Annotated in this window: 16 protein-coding genes; 13 read left to right on the forward strand and 3 right to left on the reverse strand. The window is 72.7% G+C overall.

Annotated elements, in window-relative coordinates:
- The 8 genes from ACSC1Q_RS42420 to ACSC1Q_RS42455 all read left to right on the forward strand — a co-directional run.
- Nucleotides 1-3,824, forward strand: a 3,824-nt coding sequence (locus ACSC1Q_RS42420) for a type I polyketide synthase (protein ID WP_436764410.1), incomplete at its 5' end; no start/stop codon positions are given.
- Nucleotides 3,825-3,871: 47 nt separating this feature from the next.
- On the forward strand, nucleotides 3,872-4,648 hold the full coding sequence (locus ACSC1Q_RS42425; protein ID WP_436764411.1) for an SDR family NAD(P)-dependent oxidoreductase: 777 nt from the start codon (nucleotides 3,872-3,874) through the stop codon (nucleotides 4,646-4,648).
- A 41-nt stretch (nucleotides 4,649-4,689) separates the two neighbouring features.
- Nucleotides 4,690-5,175, forward strand: a complete 486-nt coding sequence (locus ACSC1Q_RS42430) for an ester cyclase (RefSeq protein WP_436764412.1) — start codon at nucleotides 4,690-4,692, stop codon at nucleotides 5,173-5,175.
- A 14-nt stretch (nucleotides 5,176-5,189) separates the two neighbouring features.
- Nucleotides 5,190-5,600: a nuclear transport factor 2 family protein gene (locus tag ACSC1Q_RS42435; RefSeq protein WP_436764413.1), complete on the forward strand. Its 411-nt coding sequence runs from the start codon at nucleotides 5,190-5,192 to the stop codon at nucleotides 5,598-5,600.
- Between the two features lie 155 nt (nucleotides 5,601-5,755).
- Nucleotides 5,756-7,405: an ABC transporter substrate-binding protein gene (locus ACSC1Q_RS42440; protein WP_436764414.1), complete on the forward strand. Its 1,650-nt coding sequence runs from the start codon at nucleotides 5,756-5,758 to the stop codon at nucleotides 7,403-7,405.
- Nucleotides 7,406-7,479: 74 nt separating this feature from the next.
- The gene (locus ACSC1Q_RS42445; RefSeq protein ID WP_436764415.1) at nucleotides 7,480-8,400 is read left to right on the forward strand and encodes an ABC transporter permease; all 921 of its coding nucleotides are present in this window, start codon (nucleotides 7,480-7,482) and stop codon (nucleotides 8,398-8,400) included.
- Nucleotides 8,401-8,404: 4 nt separating this feature from the next.
- Nucleotides 8,405-9,283, forward strand: a complete 879-nt coding sequence (locus ACSC1Q_RS42450) for an ABC transporter permease (protein ID WP_436764416.1) — start codon at nucleotides 8,405-8,407, stop codon at nucleotides 9,281-9,283.
- Nucleotides 9,284-9,391: 108 nt separating this feature from the next.
- Nucleotides 9,392-11,179: a dipeptide ABC transporter ATP-binding protein gene (locus ACSC1Q_RS42455; protein WP_436764417.1), complete on the forward strand. Its 1,788-nt coding sequence runs from the start codon at nucleotides 9,392-9,394 to the stop codon at nucleotides 11,177-11,179.
- A 158-nt stretch (nucleotides 11,180-11,337) separates the two neighbouring features.
- Here ACSC1Q_RS42455 and ACSC1Q_RS42460 read toward each other — a convergent pair whose 3' ends face one another.
- Nucleotides 11,338-12,975 (reverse strand): ABC-F family ATP-binding cassette domain-containing protein, encoded by a 1,638-nt coding sequence (locus tag ACSC1Q_RS42460; protein ID WP_436764418.1) that lies wholly within the window; start codon nucleotides 12,973-12,975, stop codon nucleotides 11,338-11,340.
- 144 nt (nucleotides 12,976-13,119) lie between these two features.
- Here ACSC1Q_RS42460 and ACSC1Q_RS42465 point away from each other — a divergent pair, with 144 nt between their 5' ends.
- The 3 genes from ACSC1Q_RS42465 (at nucleotide 13,120) to ACSC1Q_RS42475 (ending at nucleotide 15,994) form a co-directional block, all read left to right on the forward strand.
- The gene (locus ACSC1Q_RS42465) at nucleotides 13,120-13,959 is read left to right on the forward strand and encodes a TetR/AcrR family transcriptional regulator (protein ID WP_436764419.1); all 840 of its coding nucleotides are present in this window, start codon (nucleotides 13,120-13,122) and stop codon (nucleotides 13,957-13,959) included.
- Between the two features lie 169 nt (nucleotides 13,960-14,128).
- The gene (locus ACSC1Q_RS42470; RefSeq protein ID WP_436764420.1) at nucleotides 14,129-15,451 is read left to right on the forward strand and encodes a hypothetical protein; all 1,323 of its coding nucleotides are present in this window, start codon (nucleotides 14,129-14,131) and stop codon (nucleotides 15,449-15,451) included.
- A gap of 150 nt (nucleotides 15,452-15,601) precedes the next feature.
- Nucleotides 15,602-15,994 carry a hypothetical protein gene (locus ACSC1Q_RS42475; protein WP_436764421.1) on the forward strand — a complete coding sequence of 131 codons (393 nt, stop codon included), beginning with the start codon at nucleotides 15,602-15,604 and terminating at the stop codon, nucleotides 15,992-15,994.
- A gap of 73 nt (nucleotides 15,995-16,067) precedes the next feature.
- Here the strand turns inward: ACSC1Q_RS42475 and ACSC1Q_RS42480 are convergent, their stop codons facing one another.
- Nucleotides 16,068-17,021: an NAD(P)-dependent alcohol dehydrogenase gene (locus ACSC1Q_RS42480; protein ID WP_436764422.1), complete on the reverse strand. Its 954-nt coding sequence runs from the start codon at nucleotides 17,019-17,021 to the stop codon at nucleotides 16,068-16,070.
- Nucleotides 17,022-17,339: 318 nt separating this feature from the next.
- Here ACSC1Q_RS42480 and ACSC1Q_RS42485 point away from each other — a divergent pair, with 318 nt between their 5' ends.
- Nucleotides 17,340-18,023: a TetR/AcrR family transcriptional regulator gene (locus tag ACSC1Q_RS42485; RefSeq protein ID WP_436764423.1), complete on the forward strand. Its 684-nt coding sequence runs from the start codon at nucleotides 17,340-17,342 to the stop codon at nucleotides 18,021-18,023.
- A gap of 162 nt (nucleotides 18,024-18,185) precedes the next feature.
- Here ACSC1Q_RS42485 and ACSC1Q_RS42490 read toward each other — a convergent pair whose 3' ends face one another.
- Nucleotides 18,186-19,436, reverse strand: coding sequence for an FAD-dependent oxidoreductase (locus ACSC1Q_RS42490; RefSeq protein ID WP_436764424.1), 1,251 nt, complete (start codon nucleotides 19,434-19,436; stop codon nucleotides 18,186-18,188).
- A gap of 156 nt (nucleotides 19,437-19,592) precedes the next feature.
- Between ACSC1Q_RS42490 and ACSC1Q_RS42495 the strand changes: the two genes are divergently transcribed.
- A complete protein-coding gene (locus ACSC1Q_RS42495) occupies nucleotides 19,593-20,108 on the forward strand; it encodes a MarR family winged helix-turn-helix transcriptional regulator (protein ID WP_436764425.1) in 516 nt (171 codons plus the stop codon).
- The last annotated feature ends 295 nt before the right edge of the window (nucleotides 20,109-20,403 follow it).

Genomic DNA, 20,403 nt, shown 5'->3' on the forward strand with positions numbered 1-20,403 from the left:
TGTCGGCGATGGCCCGGCAGTCTCTTCCCGACTCGCGGGTGGTGGTGCCGGTGCTGCGCAAGGACCGGCCCGAGGAGGTGACCGCGTTCCTGGCACTCGGGCAGGCCCACATCCACGGCATCCCGATCGACTGGGAGACGGTCTTCCCCGGCGCGCACAGGGTCGACCTGCCCACCTACGCCTTCCAGCGGCAGCGCTACTGGCTCGAACCCGTGTCGCCGGGAGCGGGAGACGCGTCCGGGCTGGGGCTGGCCCCCGCGAATCATCCGCTGCTGGGCGCCACGGTGGCGTTCGCCGACGCCGACGCGACCCTGCTGGCGGGACGGCTCTCGCTGCGGACCCACCCCTGGCTGGCCGACCACGCGGTCATGGGCACAGTCATCGTGCCGGGCACCGCGCTGGTGGAGCTCGCCATCCGGGCCGGTGACGAGGTCGGTCTCGACACCCTGGACGAGCTGGTGATCGAGGCCCCTCTCGTGATCCCCGAACGCGGTGCGGTGCACGTCCAGGTGGCCGTGGGCGCGACCGGCCATGAGAGCCCGCTCGATCACGCGAGCCGTCGCCCCGTGGCCGTGTACTCGCGTCCCGCCGAGGCCGGGGGAGAGGCGGAATGGACGCGGCACGCCGCCGGATTCCTCACCACGCGGTCCAACGAGGAGGAGAAGGACTCGCTGGAGGTGTGGCCGCCCGAGGGCGCGGCGCCCGTCGAGATCGACGACGTCTACCCGGTACTCGCCGAGGCGGGACTGTCGTACGGGCCGGCCTTCCAGGGGTTGAGAGCGGCCTGGCGCGCGGAGAACGCGTTCTTCGCCGAGGTCGAGCTCCCCGACCCGCAGCGGGCGGACGCCGGGCTCTTCGGGGTCCACCCCGCCCTGCTCGACGCGGCGCTGCACATCGCGGCCCACCACGGGCTGCGCGACAGCCCGCCCGGCCAGAACCGCCTGCCCTTCGCCTACAGCGGCGTACGGCTGCACGCCTCGGGGGCGGCGGCGCTGCGCGTCCGGTTGACGCTGCACAGCGAGGACGAGCTGTCCCTGTACGCCGCCGACGCCTCGGGTGCCCCGGTGGCGAGTGTCGAGTCCCTCAGGGCCCGGCTGATCTCGGCCAAGCAGCTCCGGGCCGTCCGGCCCGCCGAGCGCGACGCGCTGTTCCAGGTGACCTGGGCGGAGACGGACGCCGCGACCCCACAGGTGGACCAGGTGGACCAGGCGGACCAGGAACCCGACGTCGTCCTCGTCTCGGGAACGGAGTTCGAGCCCGCCGATCCGTCCGCCGCCGCGCACGGCCAGGTGAACCGGGTGCTCGGACTCCTGCGGAAGTGGCTGTCCTCCCAGGAACCCGGGGAACCCGGGGAATCCGAGAAGCCCGAGCGGCCGGGGCCGTCGCGGCTCGTCGTCGTGACCCGCCACGCGGTCTCCACGGCGGCGCGGGAGAGCCCCGATCCCGCTACGGCGCCGGTCTGGGGGCTCGTCGGATCGGCGCAGGCCGAGCATCCCGGCCGGATCGTCGTCGTCGACGTCACGGACGTCTCACCGGACGCCGTCCGGGAAGCGGTCGCCGCCGCTCTCGGCTCCGGTGAACCGCAGGTGGCCGTACGGAACGGGAAGGTGCTCGTCCCCCGGCTCGCCCGCGTGGCCGCGTCCGAGGGCGAAGGCCGGGAATGGGATCCCGAGGGGACCGTGCTGATCACCGGCGGCACGGGTGCCCTGGCGGGCGAGCTCGCCCGGCACCTGGTGGCCGTACGCGGGGTCCGTCATCTGGTGCTCGTGGGCAGGCGAGGGGTGCGGGCCCCCGGGGTCACCGAGCTCGTCGAGGAGCTGGCCGGGCTCGGAGCGCGGGTCACCGTCGTGGCGGCCGACGCCGCCGACAGGGACGCCCTCGCCGAGGTGCTGGCCGCGATTCCGGAGGCGCATCCGCTGACGGCGGTCGTACACACCTCCGGCGTCGTCGACGACGGCGTGGTCACCTCGCTCACCCCGGACCGCGTCGACGCCGTGCTGCGGCCCAAGGTCGACGCCGCCTGGAACCTGCACGAGCTGACCCGTGACCACGACCTGGCCGCCTTCGTCCTCTACTCCTCCGTCGCGGGGATCCTCGGCGGGCCGGGGCAGGGGAGTTACGCGGCGGCCAACACCTTCCTGGACGCGCTGGCCGCGCACCGGAGGGTTCTCGGGCTGCCCGCGCTGTCGCTGGCGTGGGGCATGTGGGCGAGGCCGAGCGGTGTCACCGCGCACCTGACCGGCGCCGACCGCGCCCGCGCGGCGCGCGCCGGGGTCCGTCCCCTGACCACCTCCGACGGGCTGGCCCTGTTCGAAGCGGCGCTACGGTTCGACCCCGCTCCCGTGCCCGCTCCCACCCTCGACGCTCCCGGCTCCCTTTCCCCCGTCCCCGACGCTCCAGGCTCCGCTTCCCCTCTCCCCCTTGCCTCTACCTCCTCCGTCCCCGCGCTTCTCGTCCCCGCGCCGCTGGACCTCGCCGCTCTGCGGGCGGGCGGAGCGCAGCCGCCCCCGCTGCTGCGCGGCCTGGTCAGGCCACAGCGACGAGTGGCCAGGACCTCCGCGGCGACCGGTCCCGCGCTGGCCCACCGTCTGGCCAGACTGCCCGAGGAGCAGCGGGCGGGAGCCGTGCTCGACGTGGTCACGGCGGAGGTGGCGGCGGTCCTGGGCACGTCGGCCGGAGCCGTCGCGCCGGACCGCCCGTTCAACGACCTCGGCCTGGACTCGCTCACCGCCGTCGAGCTGCGCAACCGGCTCGACGCGCTGACCGGCCTGCGGCTGCCCGCGACGGTCACGTTCGACCATCCCACGCCCGAGGCCCTCACCGGCTACCTGCTGCCCGAACTCGCGAACGCTCCCGGCCCCGGCGAGCCCGCCGATGCCGATGCCACCGGTTCCGCGCGGAACGAGGAGAGCGGAGCGGTACGGCAGGGACCGCTGTCCGACCTCTACCGCCAGTTGTGCGGCCGAGGCGAGTTCGCCGCCGCGGCCGAGCTGATCGGTGTGGTCTCCCACCTGCGGTCGAGCTTCGGCGCGGCGGAGGCCGCCGAGCACACCGTCGCGCCGATCCGGCTGGCCTCCGGCGACGCGCCGGTCTCGCTGGTCTGCTTCCCCGCCGTCAGCGCCATCTCCGGCCCGCACGAGTACGCCCGCCTCGGCCACGCCATGCGCGGCGAGCGGGACGTCCACGTGGTGCCCTCACCCGGGTACGCGCCGGACGACCTCCTCCCGGACAGTGAGGAGACGTTCATCCAGATGCACGCCGACGCCGTGGAGAAGCTGATCGGCGACGGCCCGTTCGTGATCCTCGGCCGGTCCATGGGCGGCTGCATCGCGCACTCGGTGGCGGCCGAGCTGGAGAACCGCGGCACCCCGGCGGCCGGGCTCGTCCTGATCGACTCCTACCCGATCGAGAGCCCGACGCTGGAGGGCATGCGGGACTGGTGGCTGGCCGCGATGCTCACCGGGATGGTGGAGCGCATCGAGCGCTACCGGATGGTCTGGAGTGACGCGAGCCTCACCACCATGGGCGCGTACGGCCGGATCCTGGCCGGTTGGCAGCCCAAGCCGATCGGCGCCAGGACCCTGGTCGTCCGGGCTCGGGAACCGCTGCGCGGAACCGTCATAGACCCCACGGGACGGTTCGACTGGCGGGCCTTCTGGCCGTTGCCGCACGAGACCGTCGACGTGCCCGGTGACCATTTCACCGTGCTCGAAGACTATTCGGATACGACGGTGGCGGCGGTCCGCGAATGGATCGACGCGCTCGTCCCGCCCGGGGAATCCGCGAACTCCACGAACTCCACGAGTTCCACCGAGCCGTCCTGACTCACCGATCCCACCGATCCCACCGATCCCACAGAGAAGAGGAGCGCATGAGTGTTCAGGTCGTGGTCGTCACCGGTGCCGCGTCCGGCATCGGAAGAGCGACCGCGGAGCTGTTCGCCGACAGGGGAGCCAAGGTCGTCGCCGTCGACGTGGCGAGGGAGGGGCTGGAGAAGCTCGCCGCCATCCACGGCGTCGTCCCGCTCGTCGGCGACGTGTCCACGGAGGAGACCAACGCCGCCATGGTCGACCTCGCCGTCCGAGAGTTCGGGCGGCTGGACGCGGTCGTGCTCAACGCCGGGATCGGCGGCGCCGGCCCCCTGGAGTCACCGGGCGCCATCGACCGGTTCGACCGGATCCTCGCCGTCAACGTGCGAGGTGTGGCGCTGGGCATCCGGGCCTCCCTGCCTGCCCTGCGAGCGGCGGGCGGTGGCTCGATCGTGGCGACCTCGTCGGTCTCTGGGCTCGGCGGCGACCCGGTCACCTGGGCGTACAACGCGGCCAAGGCAGCGGTGATCAACCTGGTGCGCGGCGCGGCGATCGACTACGCCGTGGAGAACATCAGGGTCAACGCCATCGCGCCCGGGGGTACGGCGACCGCGATGACCGCGGGCGTGCTGTCGCACCCCACGCTCGGCCCGGCCGTGACCGGCCGCATCCCGCAGCGGCGCTGGGCGGATCCGCGCGAGCAGGCCGAGGTCATCTGGTTCCTGGCCTCGCCCGCGGCGTCGTACGTCACCGGCGTCACCATCCCCGTCGACGGCGGCCTCAGCGCCAACAACGGCATCCTCCTCCCGCCCGCCTTCCCCGGCGACGCGCCCAGATAAGCCGCACCCGAGCAAGGCTTCCCCAGACAAGGAGTTCCGCGATGAGCACGGAAACGAACACCGGCACGAGCCCCCGTACGGAAACGAGAACGGACACGGAAACGGGAACGGGCCCGGAAACCGGCACGGAGGCGAACAAGGAGGTCGCCCGGCGCCTCTACGAGGAGCTGATCACCCTGCGGCGCCCGGAGCTGCTGGAGGAGATCATCGCCGAGGACGCCGTCGACGAGACGGTGCCGCCCGGAGCCGGGCCCGGAGGCAGGGAGGACTTCCGCGACCACATCCAGGGCGTCTGGGAGACCGTCGAGGACGTCAAGGCCACCGTCACCGACCTGATCGCGGAAGGCGACCGGGTGGTGGTCTTCTGGCGGATCGAGGGGGTCCACCGCGCCCCGCTGTTCGGTGCCCCCGCGAGCGGGCGGCATTTCATCGGGAACAGCGTCAGCCGGATAACGTTCAAAAACGGGAAGATCGTGCGGTACAACGTTCTCCCGGACCGCCTCGGTATCCTCCAGCAGATTTCCTGAGCGGGCGGCGAGAAATGGATGAATTGTCACTGGAGGATGTTTCCGGAATTCGCGGGACGCTCGCGTTGTTCTCCCACGTCTTCGACAACGCGGAGGTCGCCGACCTCGGCAGGGTGTTCACCGGCGACGCGGTGATCGAGCTGAGGAGGGGAGCGGGGCGTGTCGTGCGCGGGCTGCCCGCGATCGGCGAGTTCGCGCTGAGCCTGAGGCCGCACGGTCCTGACCACCAGACTCTCGACACGCACGTCTTCGTGGACGGCGAGGGCGTCGTCCGCGCGCGGAGCCGCTATCTCGCGATCCTCCCCGACGGGAGCGTGCACAACGGCGACTATCTCGACGTCCTGCAGCGCACGCCGGAGGGGTGGCGCGTCGAGCTGCGCGTGTCCGTCCCCCGGTATCCGCTGGCCGAAGGAGTTTTCCGCTAGGGGTTGACAGGGGTGTTTCCACCGCGGGCCCCGGTTTAGCCTTTCGGCGAAAGTGAATTCTCCTCATTCTATTACCAACCCGCCGGAGCGGTGAAATGCACGTGCGCAGAATATTCGGGCCGTCGCGAATCGGAACGCGAACCAGAATCGGAGTGATGGCGAGTGCCGCGCTCCTGCTGGCGGCCTGCGGTTCCCCCGCCACCTCCTCCGGCGGTACGAGCGAGACGGGTGGCGGGAGCGGCTCGGTGGCGGCGGCTCCCGTCAAGGGAGGGGCGCTGACCTTCGCGGCCGACACCGAGCCGGTCTCCTTCGACATCCACGTCAGCTCGCAGGACATCACGGGGGCGATCCTCCGCAACGTCTTCGACTCGCTGGTCGCCGAGGACGCCTCGGGCAAGTTCCACCCGTGGCTCGCCGAGTCGTGGGAGGTGGCGCCCGACCTGAAGAGCTACACCTTCCGGCTGCGAAAGGGGGTCACGTTCCACGACGGCACCCCCTTCGACGCCGAGGCGGTGAAGGTCAACTTCGACCGCATCGCCGACCCCGCGACCAAGTCGCAGCTCGCCTCCAACCTCCTGGGCCCGTACACCGGGACCACGGTCGTCGACCCGCTCACGGTGAAGGTCGAGTTCTCCGCGCCCTTCGCCCCGTTCCTGCAGGCCGCCAGCACGGCCTACCTCGGCTTCTACTCGCCGAAGACGATCGCGGCCAACGCGGCCACGCTCGGCTCGGGCGGGCCGGTCGGCGTCGGTACGGGGCCGTTCGTCTTCACCGGCTACACCAAGGGCCAGGAGGCGGTCCTGACCAGGAACACCGCCTACGCCTGGGCGCCGAAGACCGGCGGCCACACCGGGCCCGCCTACCTCGACAAGCTGACCGTCCGTTTCCTGCCGGAGGCCTCGGTCCGGGTCGGCTCGCTGAACAGCCGCCAGATCGACGTCGCCGCCGCGATCCCCCCGGCCAACGCGAAGGCGGTCGAGGCCAACGCCAACCTCGCACTCCTCAAGACCGACTACCCGGGCGGCAACTACAGCATCTACCTGAACACCTCCAAGCCTCCCCTCAACGACGAGAAGGTACGCAAGGCACTCCAGCGCGGAATCGACGTCGACACGAACGTCAAGGCGCTCTACTTCGGCCAGTTCAAGAGGGCGTGGAGCCCGCTGGCGCCGACCACCCCCGGCTACAACGCGGCGCTGGAGAACAGCTGGCCCTACGACCAGGCGCTGGCCGGAAAGCTGCTCGACGAGGCCGGCTGGACCGGCCGGGACGCGGACGGCTACCGCACCAAGGACGGCAAGCGCCTCATCGTCGACTGGCCGCTGCTGCCCGCCCAATACGTGCGCGACCAGCGCGACATCCTCGGCCAGGCCTTCCAGGCCGACCTCAAGAAGATCGGCGTCGAGGTCGTCCGCCCCCAGGCCGACATCGGCACCTACCTCGACCGGGTCTACGGCGGCAAGGCCGACATGGCCGACTACAGCTGGTCGCGCTTCGAGCCGGACGTGCTGTGGCTCCTCTTCAACGGCGCCAGCAAGCCCCAGAAGGGCGGCCAGAACGCCACGTTCCTCAACGACCGCGACCTGACCGCGTGGACCGACCAGGGCAGGGCCACCCTCGACGAGACCGTCAGGAAGGACGTGTACGGCAAGACCCAGCAGCGTGCCGTCGACCTCGCGCTGGTCATTCCCGTCTACACCCAGTCGCAGGTGCTCGGCCTGGGCAAGCAGGTGCGCGGGCTCACGCTCGACGCCAACGCCTGGCCGCTGTTCTACGACGTGTGGCTCGCCAAGACGGCACAGTGACCACTCCCGCCGAACCAGTGATTACTCCCGAGGAAAAGGCCGGACAGGCAGGGAAGGGCGGGCGTGGCGGTCCGGTGAGAACGCTCGCCGGGCGGCTGGTGGCAGGCCTCGCGGTGCTCTACGGCGCCGCGACCCTCGCCTTCGTCGCCCTCCAGCTCATCCCGGGAGACCCCGTCGCGACCCTGCTGGGACCGGCCACCACCGCGTCGGAGGAGGTCAGGGAGCGCATCAGGACCGAGTTCGGATTCGACCGGCCGGTGCTCCTGCAGTATCTCGGCTACCTGGGCAGGGTCGTCACCGGCGACCTGGGCTCCTCGTACCAGCTCCAGCGGCCGGTCTGGCAGCTGATCGGCGACCAGCTCGGCGCCACCGTGCAGCTCGCCGCGGCGGCGATCGCCCTCGCCGTCCTGATCGCGCTGGTGTCGGCGGTGACGACGGCCGGACGGCGTCGCGGGGTGCGGGCCGCGGCGACGGCCTGGGAGCTGGTGGCGGTCTCGCTGCCCTCGTACTGGCTGGGCATCCTGTTGCTGACCGCGTTCTCCTTCCAGCTCCAGATCTTCCCCGTGGTCGGCGCGCAGGACCTGGCGGCGCTGGTGCTGCCCGCGCTCACGCTGGCCCTGCCGATCGCCGGTGTCCTCGCGCAGGTGTTGCGCGAGGGGCTGGAGGCCGCGCTGGCGCAGCCGTTCGCGGTCACGGCACGGGCGCGGGGGCTGAGCCAGACGGCGGTCAGGTTGCGTCACGCGCTCCGGCACGCGGCGGTGCCGCTCGCCACCCTCACCGGATGGCTCGTCGGGACGCTGCTCGGCGGCGCGGTCCTGGTGGAGACGGTCTTCGGCCGGTCGGGCATCGGCGCGCTCACCCTGCAGGCGGTGGGCAACAAGGACATGCCGGTGGTGATGGGCGTGGTGCTGCTGTCGGCCTTCGTGTTCGTCCTCATCTCCACCACCGTCGACCTCCTCTACGCGGTCATCGATCCGCGGCTGCGGGCCGGGTGATCGCGTGACCGTGATCCCCGGGCTTCCCGGACTCCCCGGCCGCGCCCTCGCCCGTCCCCCCGCCCGCTCGCGGTTCGCCGTCCGGCGCTGGTCGCCGGTGGCCGCCTGGGCCGTGCTCGTCCCGATCCTGGTTGCCGCCGTCGTGCCGGAGGCGCTGACCGCGTCCTCGCCGATCACCATCGATCCCGTCAACGCCCTGCTGCCGCCCGGCGGCGAGCACTGGTTCGGCACCGACCAGCTCGGCCGTGACCTGTTCACCCGGGTCGTGCACGGCGCGCTGCCGTCCCTGCTCCTCGGGCTGGGCGCGACCTGCCTCGCCGTCGCCGGGGGAGCGGTGTTCGGCCTCGCCGCCGCGCTGGGCGGGCGGGTGGCCGACCAGGCCGTCATGCGCGTGGCCGACATCCTGCTCTCGCTGCCCCAGCTCCTGGTCGCACTGCTCGTGATCACCGTACTGGGCGGCGGGACCGCCAATGTGGTGCTCGCCATCGCCATCGCCTTCACCCCCGGGTACGCGCGGATCGTCCGCGCCGAGGCCCTGGTGGTACGCCGGTCGGGGTACGTCGAGGCGGCCCGCGGGCTCGGGCTGCGGCGGTCGACGCTGGTCGCGCGGCACATCCTGCCCAACGCCCTGGGCCCGCTGCTGGTGCTGGCCACCGTCGGCTTCGGCACGGCGCTCATCGCCGGATCCGGGCTGAGCTTCCTCGGCTTCGGCACCCAGCCGCCCGCGCCGGAGTGGGGGGCGATGCTCTCCGAGGGCCGCGACTTCCTGGAGACGGCGTGGTGGATCGGGGTGTTCCCCGGGGCGGCCATCACGGCCACGGTGATCGCGGTGAACGTGATCGGCCGCTCCGCCCAGCGCCGCTTCACCAGGAGGACACCATGACCGCCTTCCCGCGCCGTTCCACCGGGAGGGCCGTGCTCGCCCTCCGACACCGTTCCACCGGGAGGGCACAGTGATCGCCCTCCGACTCCGTACCACGAGGAGGACGCCGTGATCGTGGTCGAGGGACTCGACGTCGTCTTCCATCTCGACGGCGAGCGGATCCACGCGGTACGGGACGTGTCGTTCACGGTCGCGCCCGGTGAGTGCCTGGCCATCGTCGGGGAGTCGGGCTCCGGCAAGAGCGTCACCGCGCGCACGCTCGTCGGCCTGGCCGGCGACCGGGCGACGGTCGGCGCCCGCGAGCTCACCTTCGAGGGCGAGGACCTGACGACCCTGACCGAGACGGGCTGGCGCGCGGTCCGGGGCCGCCGGATCGGCCTGGTGCTCCAGGACGCGCTGGTGTCGCTGGACCCGCTCAGGACCGTCGGCGCCGAGGTCGCCGAGACGCTGCGCGTCCACCGCGTCGTGGACCGGGCGGGCGTCGGAGGGCGGGTGCTCTCGCTGCTGGCCGACGCCGGTATCCCGGACGCGGACCGGCGCGCGCGCCAGTACCCGCACGAGCTCTCCGGCGGTCTCCGGCAGCGGGCGCTCATCGCGTCCGTACTCGCCGCCGGGCCACGCCTGCTCGTGGCCGACGAACCCACCACCGCGCTGGACGTCACCGTGCAGGCGCAGATCCTCGCGCTGCTGCGCGGGCTGAAGGAGAACGGCACAGCCCTCCTGCTGATCAGCCACGACCTGGCCGTCGTGGCCGAACTCGCCGACCGGATCGCCGTCATGTACGACGGGCTCATCGTCGAGGAGGGCCCGGCAGCCCGGGTTCTCGGCGACCCCCGGCACCCGTACACCCGGGCGCTCATCGCCGCCGTGCCCGCCGCCCACGCGAAGGGCACGCCGCTGTCGGCCGTCGCGGCGGCCCGGCCCGCGCCGGGCCCGGACGGGTGCCCGTACGCCGCCCGCTGCGCGCACGCCGACCAGCAGTGCCGCGACAAGCTCCCCGACCCGGTCGAGATCGGGCTAGGACATCGGGCGCTGTGCTGGTACCCCGCGTCACGTGCCCCCGAGCCCGTCAGGGTCGGCGTGGCGCGTGAGGAACCCCGCCAGAAGGAGGGGGCCGTGGTGCTGGCGGCCGAGGGTGTCTCCAAGCGGTTCCGCACCCCGGGCGGGGGCTGGCACGACGCGGTCAGGGACGTGTCGTTCCAGCTCAGGGCCGGGGAGACGCTGGGCGTGGTCGGCGAGTCCGGATCGGGCAAGACGACGGCCGCCCGCATCGCGCTCGGCCTGCTGGAACCCGACGAGGGCGTCGTACGGCTCGGCGGCGAGCCGTGGAGCGGCGTGCCCGAGCGCGGACGCAGGACGAGGCGGCGCCGGATCCAGGCCGTCTACCAGGATCCGCTCGGCTCGTTCGACCCCCGCCACACAGTTGGCCGCGTCGTCGGCGAGGCGGTGGCCCTGACCGGGGCCCGGCGCGAGGAGCGCCGCCGCCGGGTCGCCGAGCTGCTCGACCAGGTCGGGCTGCCGGTGACGACGCTGGGACGGTATCCGCGCGAGCTGTCCGGCGGCCAGCGGCAGCGGGTCGCCATCGCCCGCGCGCTGGCCCCGTCCCCCGAGGTGATCGTCTGCGACGAGCCGGTGTCGGCGCTCGACGTCTCGATCCAGGCGCAGATCCTCGACCTGCTCGCCGACCTGCGGCGCGACCTGGCGGTGGCGATGCTGTTCATCTCGCACGACCTGGGCGTCATCCACCACGTCAGCGACCGGGTCGCGGTGATGAGGGACGGGCGGATCGTCGAGACGGGAGACGTCGCGGACGTGTTCGCGGCCCCCGCCGAGCCGTACACCAGGGAACTGCTCGCGGCGGTTCCCACCCTCGTACCGGCGGGGAACCGACGATGACGACGACTCGGGCCCACCCCCTTAGCGAGACGTTCGCCCGATCGCGATCGGGGCCCGTGTCCGAGGAACACGAGCGTCCCGGACATCGCGGACATCGCGTGCGCGTCGTCGGTCCCGGGGGCGCCGCCGTTTCCCGGCCTGCCGCGTTTCCTGGTCCGTCACCGTGCGCGGCGGGGCCGGTCCGGCTGCCAGAGGGGTTCGCCGGACTCCTGGACCTCCCCGTCGGCGCCGAAGATCAGGAACCGGTCGAAGTCGTCGGCGAACCACCGGTCGTGGGTGACGGCGAGGACGGTGCCGGAGAAGGAGGCGAGGCCGTCCTGGAGTGCCTGCGCGCCGGCCAGGTCGAGGTTGTCGGTCGGCTCGTCGAGCAGCAGCAGGGTGGCTCCCGACAGTTCGAGCAGCAGGATCTGCAGGCGTGCCTGCTGGCCGCCGGAGAGGGTCTCGAAGGGCCGGCGGCCGGCCGGGGCGAGCTCGTAGCGGGCGAGGGAGGCCATGGCGTCGTTGAGCGTCAGTGACCCGGCGGCCGTGACGATGTCGGCCGGAGCCCGTCCGGCCAGGTCGGGCCGGGCGTGCGTCTGGACGAAGTGGCCGGGCACGACCCTGGCCCCGAGCTCCACGGTGCCCCGGTGCCGTACCGGCCCGGCAGCCGGGGGGAGCGCGCCGACTCCCGATTCGGCCAGCAGCCGCAGGAAGTGGGACTTGCCGGAACCGTTCGGGCCGAGGATCGCCACCCGTTCCCCGTAGTGGATCTCGACGTCGAACGGCTCCGTCAGGCCGGTCAGCTCCAGGCGGGTGCAGGTGAGCGCGCGCTTGCCGGTACGGCCGCCGCTCAGGCGCATCCGGACGTTCTGCTCCCTGGGCGCGCTCTCCGGCGGGCCCGCCTCCTCGAACCTGCCCAGCCGGGTCTGCGCGGCCCGGTAGGCGGAGGCGACGGAGTCGTTGTTGGTCGCCTTCTGGCGCAGGGTGTGGACCAGCTTCCTGAGGCGGGTGTGCTCCTCGTCCCAGCGGCGGCGGCGCTCGTGCAGGCGCTCGTTGCGGTCGAGGCGGGCCTGGGCGTAGGTGGCGAAGCCCCCGCCGTGGGTCCACACCCCGCGCGACTCCACGGTGATGACGCGGGTGGCCGTGTTGGCGATCAGACGGCGGTCGTGGGAGACGAGCAGGACGGTCTTGCGGGTGGCCTCCAGCTGCTCCTCCAGCCACTGCTTGCCCGAGACGTCCAGGTAGTTGTCGGGCTCGTCGAGCAGCAGGACGTCGTCGGGGCCGCGCAGGAGCCCCTCCAGCGCGAGCCTCTTCTGCTCGCCGCCCGACAGCGTGCCGACGTCGCGGCCCGCCACCCGCTCGTAGCCGGCGCCCATGGCCGAGGTGGTGCAGGCGCTCCAGGTGACCTCGATGTCGTAGCCGCCGGCGTCGGCGTAGTCGCCGAGGGCGCGGGCGTAGGCGAGCTGGGTCTCCTCCAGGTCGCGTTCCCCCATCGCGCGCTCGGCCCGCTCCAGCTCGGCGGTCGCGGCGCGTACGCGTTCAGGGGCGACCGCCAGCAGCAGCTCGCGTACCGTCAGGCCCCCGCGAAGGCCTCCGATGAACTGGCGCATCACGCCGAGCCCGCCGGACGCGGTGATCCGCCCGGAGGAGGGGGAGAGGTCACCGGCGATCAGCCGTATCAGGGTGGTCTTTCCCGCGCCGTTGGGGCCGACCAGCGCCGCGACGACGCCGTCGCCGACGCGGAAGGACACCTCGTTGAGCAGCAGCCGTCCGTCCGGCAGCACGTAGGTCAGCTCGTCGGCCTCGACATGTCCCACGGTGGCGTCCCCTCGAAGGTGGCGGCCTCGCCTCTTTGGAGAGAAACCGCAGTTAGAACATTGGTCATACACTATGAACATTGATCGGGCCGGTTCTCAAGCCATTAAGATCTCCGGAGTGGGAGAGACGGGGAGCGGAGGATCGTGAGCGCTACGCCGGGCAGGAGAACGCGGCGCCGGAGCGGTGAGGCGGCGCCGGGGGTGTGGCTGCGCCCCCCGCGCGAGGGCCGGGCCGAGCCGGTCGTCACCCTCGGGCGGATCGTGGCGGCGGCGGTGGAGCTGCTGGACGAGGAGGGGGCCGGCCGGCTGACCATGCGCCGCCTCGCCGAGCGGCTGGAGACCGCCGCGACCACGCTCTACTTGCACGTCGAGACCAAGGACGACGTGCTGGACCTCGCGCTCGACGCCGTGTTCGGCGAGGTGCCCGTCCCGCCGGGAGCTGGGGGCGGTGTGCCCGTTCCGGTTCCGCCGGCGGCGGGCGACGAGATGCCTGTCCCGGCCCCGTCGGGAGCGGGCGACGCGTGGCGCGACGGCGCCGTGTCCGGAGCGGTGCCCGTCCGGTCCGGAGCGGGGGGCGCGTGGCGCGACGACGCCGTCGTCCTGATCACCGGCTGGCGCGCCACCATGCTGCGCCACCCGTGGTCGGTGACGGTGCTGGACCGGCCCCTGCTGGGCCCCAACGTCCTGGCCCGCACCGAATACCTGCACGCCGTGCTGGCGGGCGCGGGTCTCACCGGTCCCCGTCTGACCGCCGCCGCGTACGCCCTGGCCAACTACGTCATCGGCTCGGCGACGATGCAGGTCGCCGGTACCGGGTACGGCGAGGCCGGGTGGAAGCGGGCCGCCGACCTGCACGTGCTGACCCGCCGCGAGCTGTATCCGACGCTCGCCGCGCACGGATCCCCGGTCGGCAACGACTGGGACCCGGTGTTCACCGCAGGGCTGGACTATCTGCTGGACGGCATCGAGTCACGGATCCGGTGAGGGCGGGTCTCGCCCCCCGAAGCCGTTAATCTACTAATCTACAATGTAAAGGCATTTGTCCGATTCAAAGACTGAAAAGACTGTTCGAACACGTCAAACCCGCCCCCTTCACCTCCTGACAGGGCGGGCGCCCGCGACCGGTACGCTCGCGGCCGGGAAGGGAGGCGGGATGCTCTTCGCCGTCGCGGCCGTGTTCGGGCTCACCTGGTGGCTCGGGTTTTACGTGATCGCGCGGGATCCTCGGGAGCGCGGGCCGAGGCGGGCCGGGCTGGGGCTGCTGGCCTACGGTGCCGCGCTGGCGATCGCCCAGGTGCTCACCTCCGTACCGGGTCCCGCGGTGGAGGTGCTGGACGCGGTCGAGACCACGCTGGTCCACCTGCCGGCGCTGCTCTGGACGGGGGCCGTGCTCACCCTCGTACCCGGGAGCGAGCGGCTGGACCGGGCCTGGTCCAGGGGGCTCGTACCCCTCACGCTCGTGGCGTTCGGGTGGCTGCTGGTGTCCGGCCCGGGGGCGGGGGCGGGCCTCGCGGCGCGGGTGGTGACCGGGGTGCTGCTGCTGGGGCCGCTGGCCGGGGTGCTGGTGCTGCTCGTGCGGGCCAGGCCGCCGAGGGTCGGGTGGCTGGCGGCGGTCGCCACGCTGTTCTTCGGGCTCGGGGCCGCGCTGCTCATGTTCCCGCTGTTCGGCCCGCCCGGCCCGCTCTCCGTCGTCGCCGTCGACGTGGACATGATCCTGCTGGGCGTGGCGATCGCGATGTCCAGCGCGTTCCAGGCGGGCGAGGCGCTCTGGCGCGACATGCTGCGGTCCCTGCTGGGGGCGGCGGTCGTGGCCGTCGCGTCCGGGGGCCAGGTCGCGCTGGCCGTCACGCTCGGCGAGCCCACGCCCGCGCTCTCGGCGCTGCTGTTCGGCGTGATCGCGGTGGCCGTCGCCGTACAGACGCTGGCCGGTCCGGTGCACCGGGCGCTGGACCGGATCGCCTTTCCCGGTGATCCGGTGATCCGCCGCGAGCGGGCCGAGCTGCGCGAGACGTCCGAGGCGTTGCCGCGCCGCGAGCAGGGGCCGCCGCCGCCGGACGAGGCCGAGTTCGTCAGGCTGACGCGGCGCGCCCTGGCCGGTTACGGCGATCTGGGCAAGCTCGCCGGCAGCCCGCTCGCGAACCTGCCGGTGATCGAGGCGCGGATCACCGGTGACATCCCGCTGGAGCGGGCGGCCGAGCTGAAGCACCTGCTGCTGGAGAGTATCCAGCGGCTCAAGCCCCGCGACGGCGAGTTCGGCACCAGCGAGGAGTGGCGGTTCTACAACGTCCTGTACTTCCCGTACGTCCGGGGGCTGCGTCCCTACCGGCGCGGGGCCGGGCGCGCCGGGCTCACCGCCGCCGAGCGGCAGGTGTTCGACTGGTTCGTCCGCGAGGTGCCCGAACGCACGCTCTACAACTGGCAGAACGCGGCGGCCAAACTCGTCGCCGACGATCTTCGCAGGGAGAACTGGCAGTGAATGGCAGTGCCGTGTCTGCAGTTGGCAGCGGGTGAGGCGGTGTGCTGGGTGTGTCGGAAGCCCCGACAGTTTCCGTTTCCGTGAAGCCGGGAGCCGGCACTTCCGGTCTCCGCGAATCGGAAGCCGACACCTTCAGCGAAGGAGACACCGATGAGCACGACCACCACTCGCCCTACCCCCCCGCTGACCCGCGTGCTGTGGGCGGACACCCTCCTCACCGGAGGGTTCGCGCTCGCCCTGGCCGTCGCGGCGACCCCGCTCGCCGGGCTGCTCGCCCTTCCCGAGCCGCTGGTCCGCTGGGCCGGGATCGGGTTGCTGCCGGTCGTCGCGTTCATCGCCTACCTGGCCACCCGCCCGGTCCCGCCCCGGGGAGGCGTCTGGGCGCTGATCGCCCTCAACGCGCTGTGGGCCGTGGACAGCGTCTTCCTGCTGTTCACCGGCTGGGTGGACCCCAACCCGCTGGGCGTCGCCTTCGTCCTCGCCCAGGGTCTCCTGGTCGGCGTCTTCGCCGAGCTCCAGTATCTCGGGTTGCGCCGCTCCTGACCTCGCGCCGCCGAGGGTCCCGCCGCTCCGGGTACGGGCGGCGGGACCTTCCCGCTCACCCGGTTCACCCGGTTCACCCGATGCGGATGACGTGTTTGCCGCGTACGCCGCCGGCCTCCAGTGCCCGGTGGGCCTCGGCGATGGCGGCGAGGGGGTGGATCGTGTCGACGACCGGCCGCAGGTCCCCGCTCTCCACCAGCCGGGTCAGGTCGGCGAGGAGCCGGTGGGTGGGGTTGCCGCTGAAGAACCGCACGCGTCGCGGGCCGAACACGGTGGACGCGAGGATGTACGACAGGGAAGAGAGCGTGTGCCGGGAATCGAAGGTGATCGACACCATCCGCCCTCCCGGTGCCAGGAGCCTGCGGAAGGCGCCGAGCTCGGTGCCGATCGCGGTGTCGAGGACGACGTCGAAGGGGCCGAGGTCGTCCGGGCCGGTGGTCGCGTAGTCGAAGGCCTCGTGGGCGCCGAGGTCCCGTACGAAGCCGAGGTTCCGCGCCCCGGCGAGCGCGGTGACGTGCGCGCCGTACGCCCGCCCGAGCTGGACGGCGACGCTGCCGACCCCGCCGCTCGCGCCCCGCACGAGCAGCCGCTCGCCCGCCCTGAGGCGGGCCTTGTCGCGCAGGGCGGTGATCGACGTCGTGCCTCCGGCGAGCAGGCTCACGGCCTGGGCCGGGTCGAGCCCCGCCGGGGCGAGGGCGAGCTGCCGGGGGCGGACGGCCACGAACTCGGCGGCGCTTCCGAAGGACGCCCGGGGCAGCAGCCCCCACACCCGGTCGCCCACCGCGAGGCCGGACATGGGGGAGCCCAGGGCGGCGACCTCGCCGGTGAAGTCGATCCCGGTGCCCTTCGGGAAGCGCCACCCTGTGATCGGCCGCACCCTCCCCGCCCGGCCGAGGAGTTCCCCTCCGTTCACGCTGGCGGCGTGCACGCGCACCAGCACCTCGCCCGGCCCCGCGACCGGCTTGGGCAGCGTGCCCTCGTACAGCACCTCCGGCGGGCCGTATCCGTCGTACCTGGCCGCGCGCATCTCGTTCACTGTCCTCGTCGTCCAATCCGCCCGGCCGGTCGCCGGGCTTCCGCATGGTCGTGATGTCGGTCGGGTCTCCCGGTGGCGCGTCGCGAGGGCGCGCGGGCGGGCGTCGCCGTGCCCGGCCATGCCACCGTCGTGCCACCGTCGTGCCACCGTCGTGCCACCGTTGTGTTCCGGTGGCCGCGACGGCTGTCACCGGCTCGCGGCTCGGGAAGAGCTCCGCACGCCCGGGAAAAAATAGGCGGCGATTTCCACGTATCACCAGGTTAACCGGACAAACGGAGGGGAGGCTCCGTTTGGGGTAATGTGAGAGACATGCCAATCCGTTCCTCTCGGATACCGCGTCCCGCGGACACGTCCGGGCTCCGCGTGGACGCGCTGCACAACCGCGAACGCATCCTCGGGGCCGCCCGCGAGGCGTACGCCACGCTCGGGCTCGGCGTGCCGATGGCCGCCATCGCCCGCCGGGCCGGTGTCGGGGTGGCCACGCTCTACCGGCGCTTTCCCACCCGGGAGTCGCTGATCACCGAGGTGTTCGCCGACCAGATGGAGGCGTGTGTGTCGGTCGTCGACGACGCCCTCGCCGACCCCGACCCGTGGCGCGGATTCCGTACGGTCATCGAGAAGGTGTGCGCCATGCAGGCCGCCAACCGGGGATTCACCGCGGCGTTCCTGACGGCCTTCCCCGACGCGGTCGACCACGAGCGGGAACGTGTCCGTGCCGAGCGGGGCTTCGCCGAGCTGACCCGGCGGGCCAAGGCCACCGGACGCCTGCGCGCCGACTTCGAGCAGGCGGACCTCACGTTGCTGCTCATGGCCAACAGCGGCATCGTCGCCGAATCCGCCGAGGACGCGCTCACGGCGTCGCGGAGGCTCGTCGCCTACCTGCTCCGGTCCTTCCAGGCCGATCACCTCGACCGGGACGTCCCCCTGCCACCGGCGCCCCCGTTCGAACTGCGTCACATGCGCGGCTTCCCACCGGCGCGCTCCACCGGATAGCCGGCGCTCCGCCGACCAGCCGGAGCCTCCCCGGCCGGACGGCGTCTCACCGGCCGGAGGGTGTTTCGTCCTACGGGCGGCGCCCCCGCCCCGACGGTGCTCGCCACCGGGCGGGCGCGAAGGCGGTCCCGTGGAGGACCGCCCGCCGGAGCGGCCCCGTGGTCACCCGAACACCCGGTCCCGGAGCGCCGGGAAGACGTTGAACAGCCGCAGTGTCGCCGCGGACGCCGCGAATGCCAGCGGGTTCACGATCACCGACTGGTTCAGCGCCCGTACGGAGGCCTTCGCCGCCGCGAAACCGTATCCGCGCATCTGCCGCTCGTAGTCGGCTATCGCGGCGGTGAGGGCGGCGGGGTCCGCCGTGCGCGCGGCGAGCAGGTTGGCGCACAGCAGGCCGGCGTCACGCAGCGCGGTGTTGGCGCCGATGCCGCGCGAGGGCGGCATGCTGTGGATCGCGTCGCCGAGTACGGTAACGTTGCCGGCCGGCCACGGCCGCACCGGTGTCGCGGTCCGGATGGTGAACCCCGATACCGTCGCGGGTTCGGTCTCCTGGATGATCTGGCGCAGGTGCGGGTGCCAGGCGTGCGCGAGGCGCAGGGCCAGCGCGTGCAGTTCCTCGGGTTCGATCCGGTCGATCCCGCCGGCCGGCAGGGCCTTGCGCCGCGCGCTCAACGCCCAGACCAGATAGTCGCCGTGGTCGGCCGGCAGCATGTACTCGGGCAGGTCGCCGGTGCCGGAGGTGTTCTCGTGCGTGGCGAGGAAGAGGTTCAGCCCGCCGGGGGCGAGCACCATGGCCGGTCCCCGCTCCAGGTGGGCCGGGAGCAGACGGCGGGTTCGCGGGGTCAGCGGGAGGCGCCCGGCGATCCCGTCGACGCCGGTGTCGACGCGACCGGCGTGCGGCAGCAGCTGGGCGCGGACCGGGGAGTGGGTGCCCTCGGCGCCGACGAGGACGGACCCGGTGGCGTGGCTGCCGTCGGCGAAGTGGGCGGTGACGTCACCTTCGCTCTCGTAGTGGCGCAGCTCCTTGCCGAACCGCACCCGGTCGCCGAGCCCATCGAGCAGGATCCGGCGCAGCGTGTACCTGTTGATCGAGCGGTGCGCGGCGATCGGGTCGGGCCGCGCGCCGGGCGGGAGGACGTCGATCGAGAGCAGCTCGCCGAGGTTCCGGCCGAGGAAGGCGAACGCCCGGGGTGGCCGGCCGCACGCCGCCTCCAGTGCCGCGAACCGTTCGGGGGGCAGGCAGGTGTGCAGGGCGCGGCTGCCGTCGGGGTCGAGATGGATGCGGTATCCCTCCTTGAACTCCTCCGGCGAGGCGGCGCGTTCGAACACGGTGACGTCCACGCCGGCCCGGTGCAGCCCCTGGGCCAGGCACAGGCCGCCGATGCCGCCGCCGGCGATGAGAACGCGGAACATGGTGATCTCCGTTCTGCGGGACGGCCGGGTCACCGGCATGGCGAGTGGGCCGTCCGTGGGTCGATGCGCTAAAATGTTTACTAAAGTTATTAGCTAAAAACTTTAGCTACTTGTATCGAGCGGAGCGCAGAGGTGTCAAGTCCGGCTGGAGGAGACGTGGGTCAGGAAGACGACCGGAACCGGGAGGACGCGCTGCGGCACGACCTCGGGCGCCAGCTCGGCAGCCGGTTCAGCACGGCCGTCGTGCTGTTCCACACGGCGGCCGCCGAGCGCGTCGGCCTCAACGTGACCGATTACAAGTGCGCCGAGATCCTGCTGCGGTCGGGGCCCACCAACCCCGGCCGGCTCGCCGAGCTCACCGGCATGTCGTCGGCCGCGACCGCCCAGGTGCTCAACCGGCTGGAGAAGGCGGGCCTCGTGCGCCGCGAGCCGGACACGACCGACCGGCGCCGTACGATCGTGCGTCCCGTCGAGGACGGCGCGCCGCAGCGGGAGCTGGGCCGGATCTTCGCCGGCTTCGGCGCGCGCGTCTCGGCGGTCGTCGACGGGTACGACGAGGAGCAGCTGCGCACCCTGCTGGACTTCGTCAGCCGGACCACCGGGATCCTGGAGGAGGAGACGATCAACCTGCGGCACGGGGACGGCGCCAGACCTCCCGCCGGCCCCGCCTGACGGACGGCACGAGCGGTGACGTGCCGGGCGTTTTGGGGCCCGCGTGGAGGCCCGGAATCGGTCTGGGCGAAACGGCGGGTCCAGCTGCCGAAACACCTGTTGACACCGTGGTTCGGGAAGATCAGCCTTGTGGCGTGGATTCTGACGGTGTGATTTCCCTGCGACCCGATCTTGAGCTGCCCGGCGCCGGGATCGACGATCCGCCCCCGGTGTCACGGGTACGGCCGCCGGTCGGTCCGGGAGTGGCGGTGGACGACCCGCCACGGCGTGCGGTCGTCGTGGAGTTCGATGGTGC

It is taken from the genome of Streptosporangium heterodermiicola (assembly GCF_051390675.1).
Lineage (GTDB): Bacteria > Actinomycetota > Actinomycetes > Streptosporangiales > Streptosporangiaceae > Streptosporangium.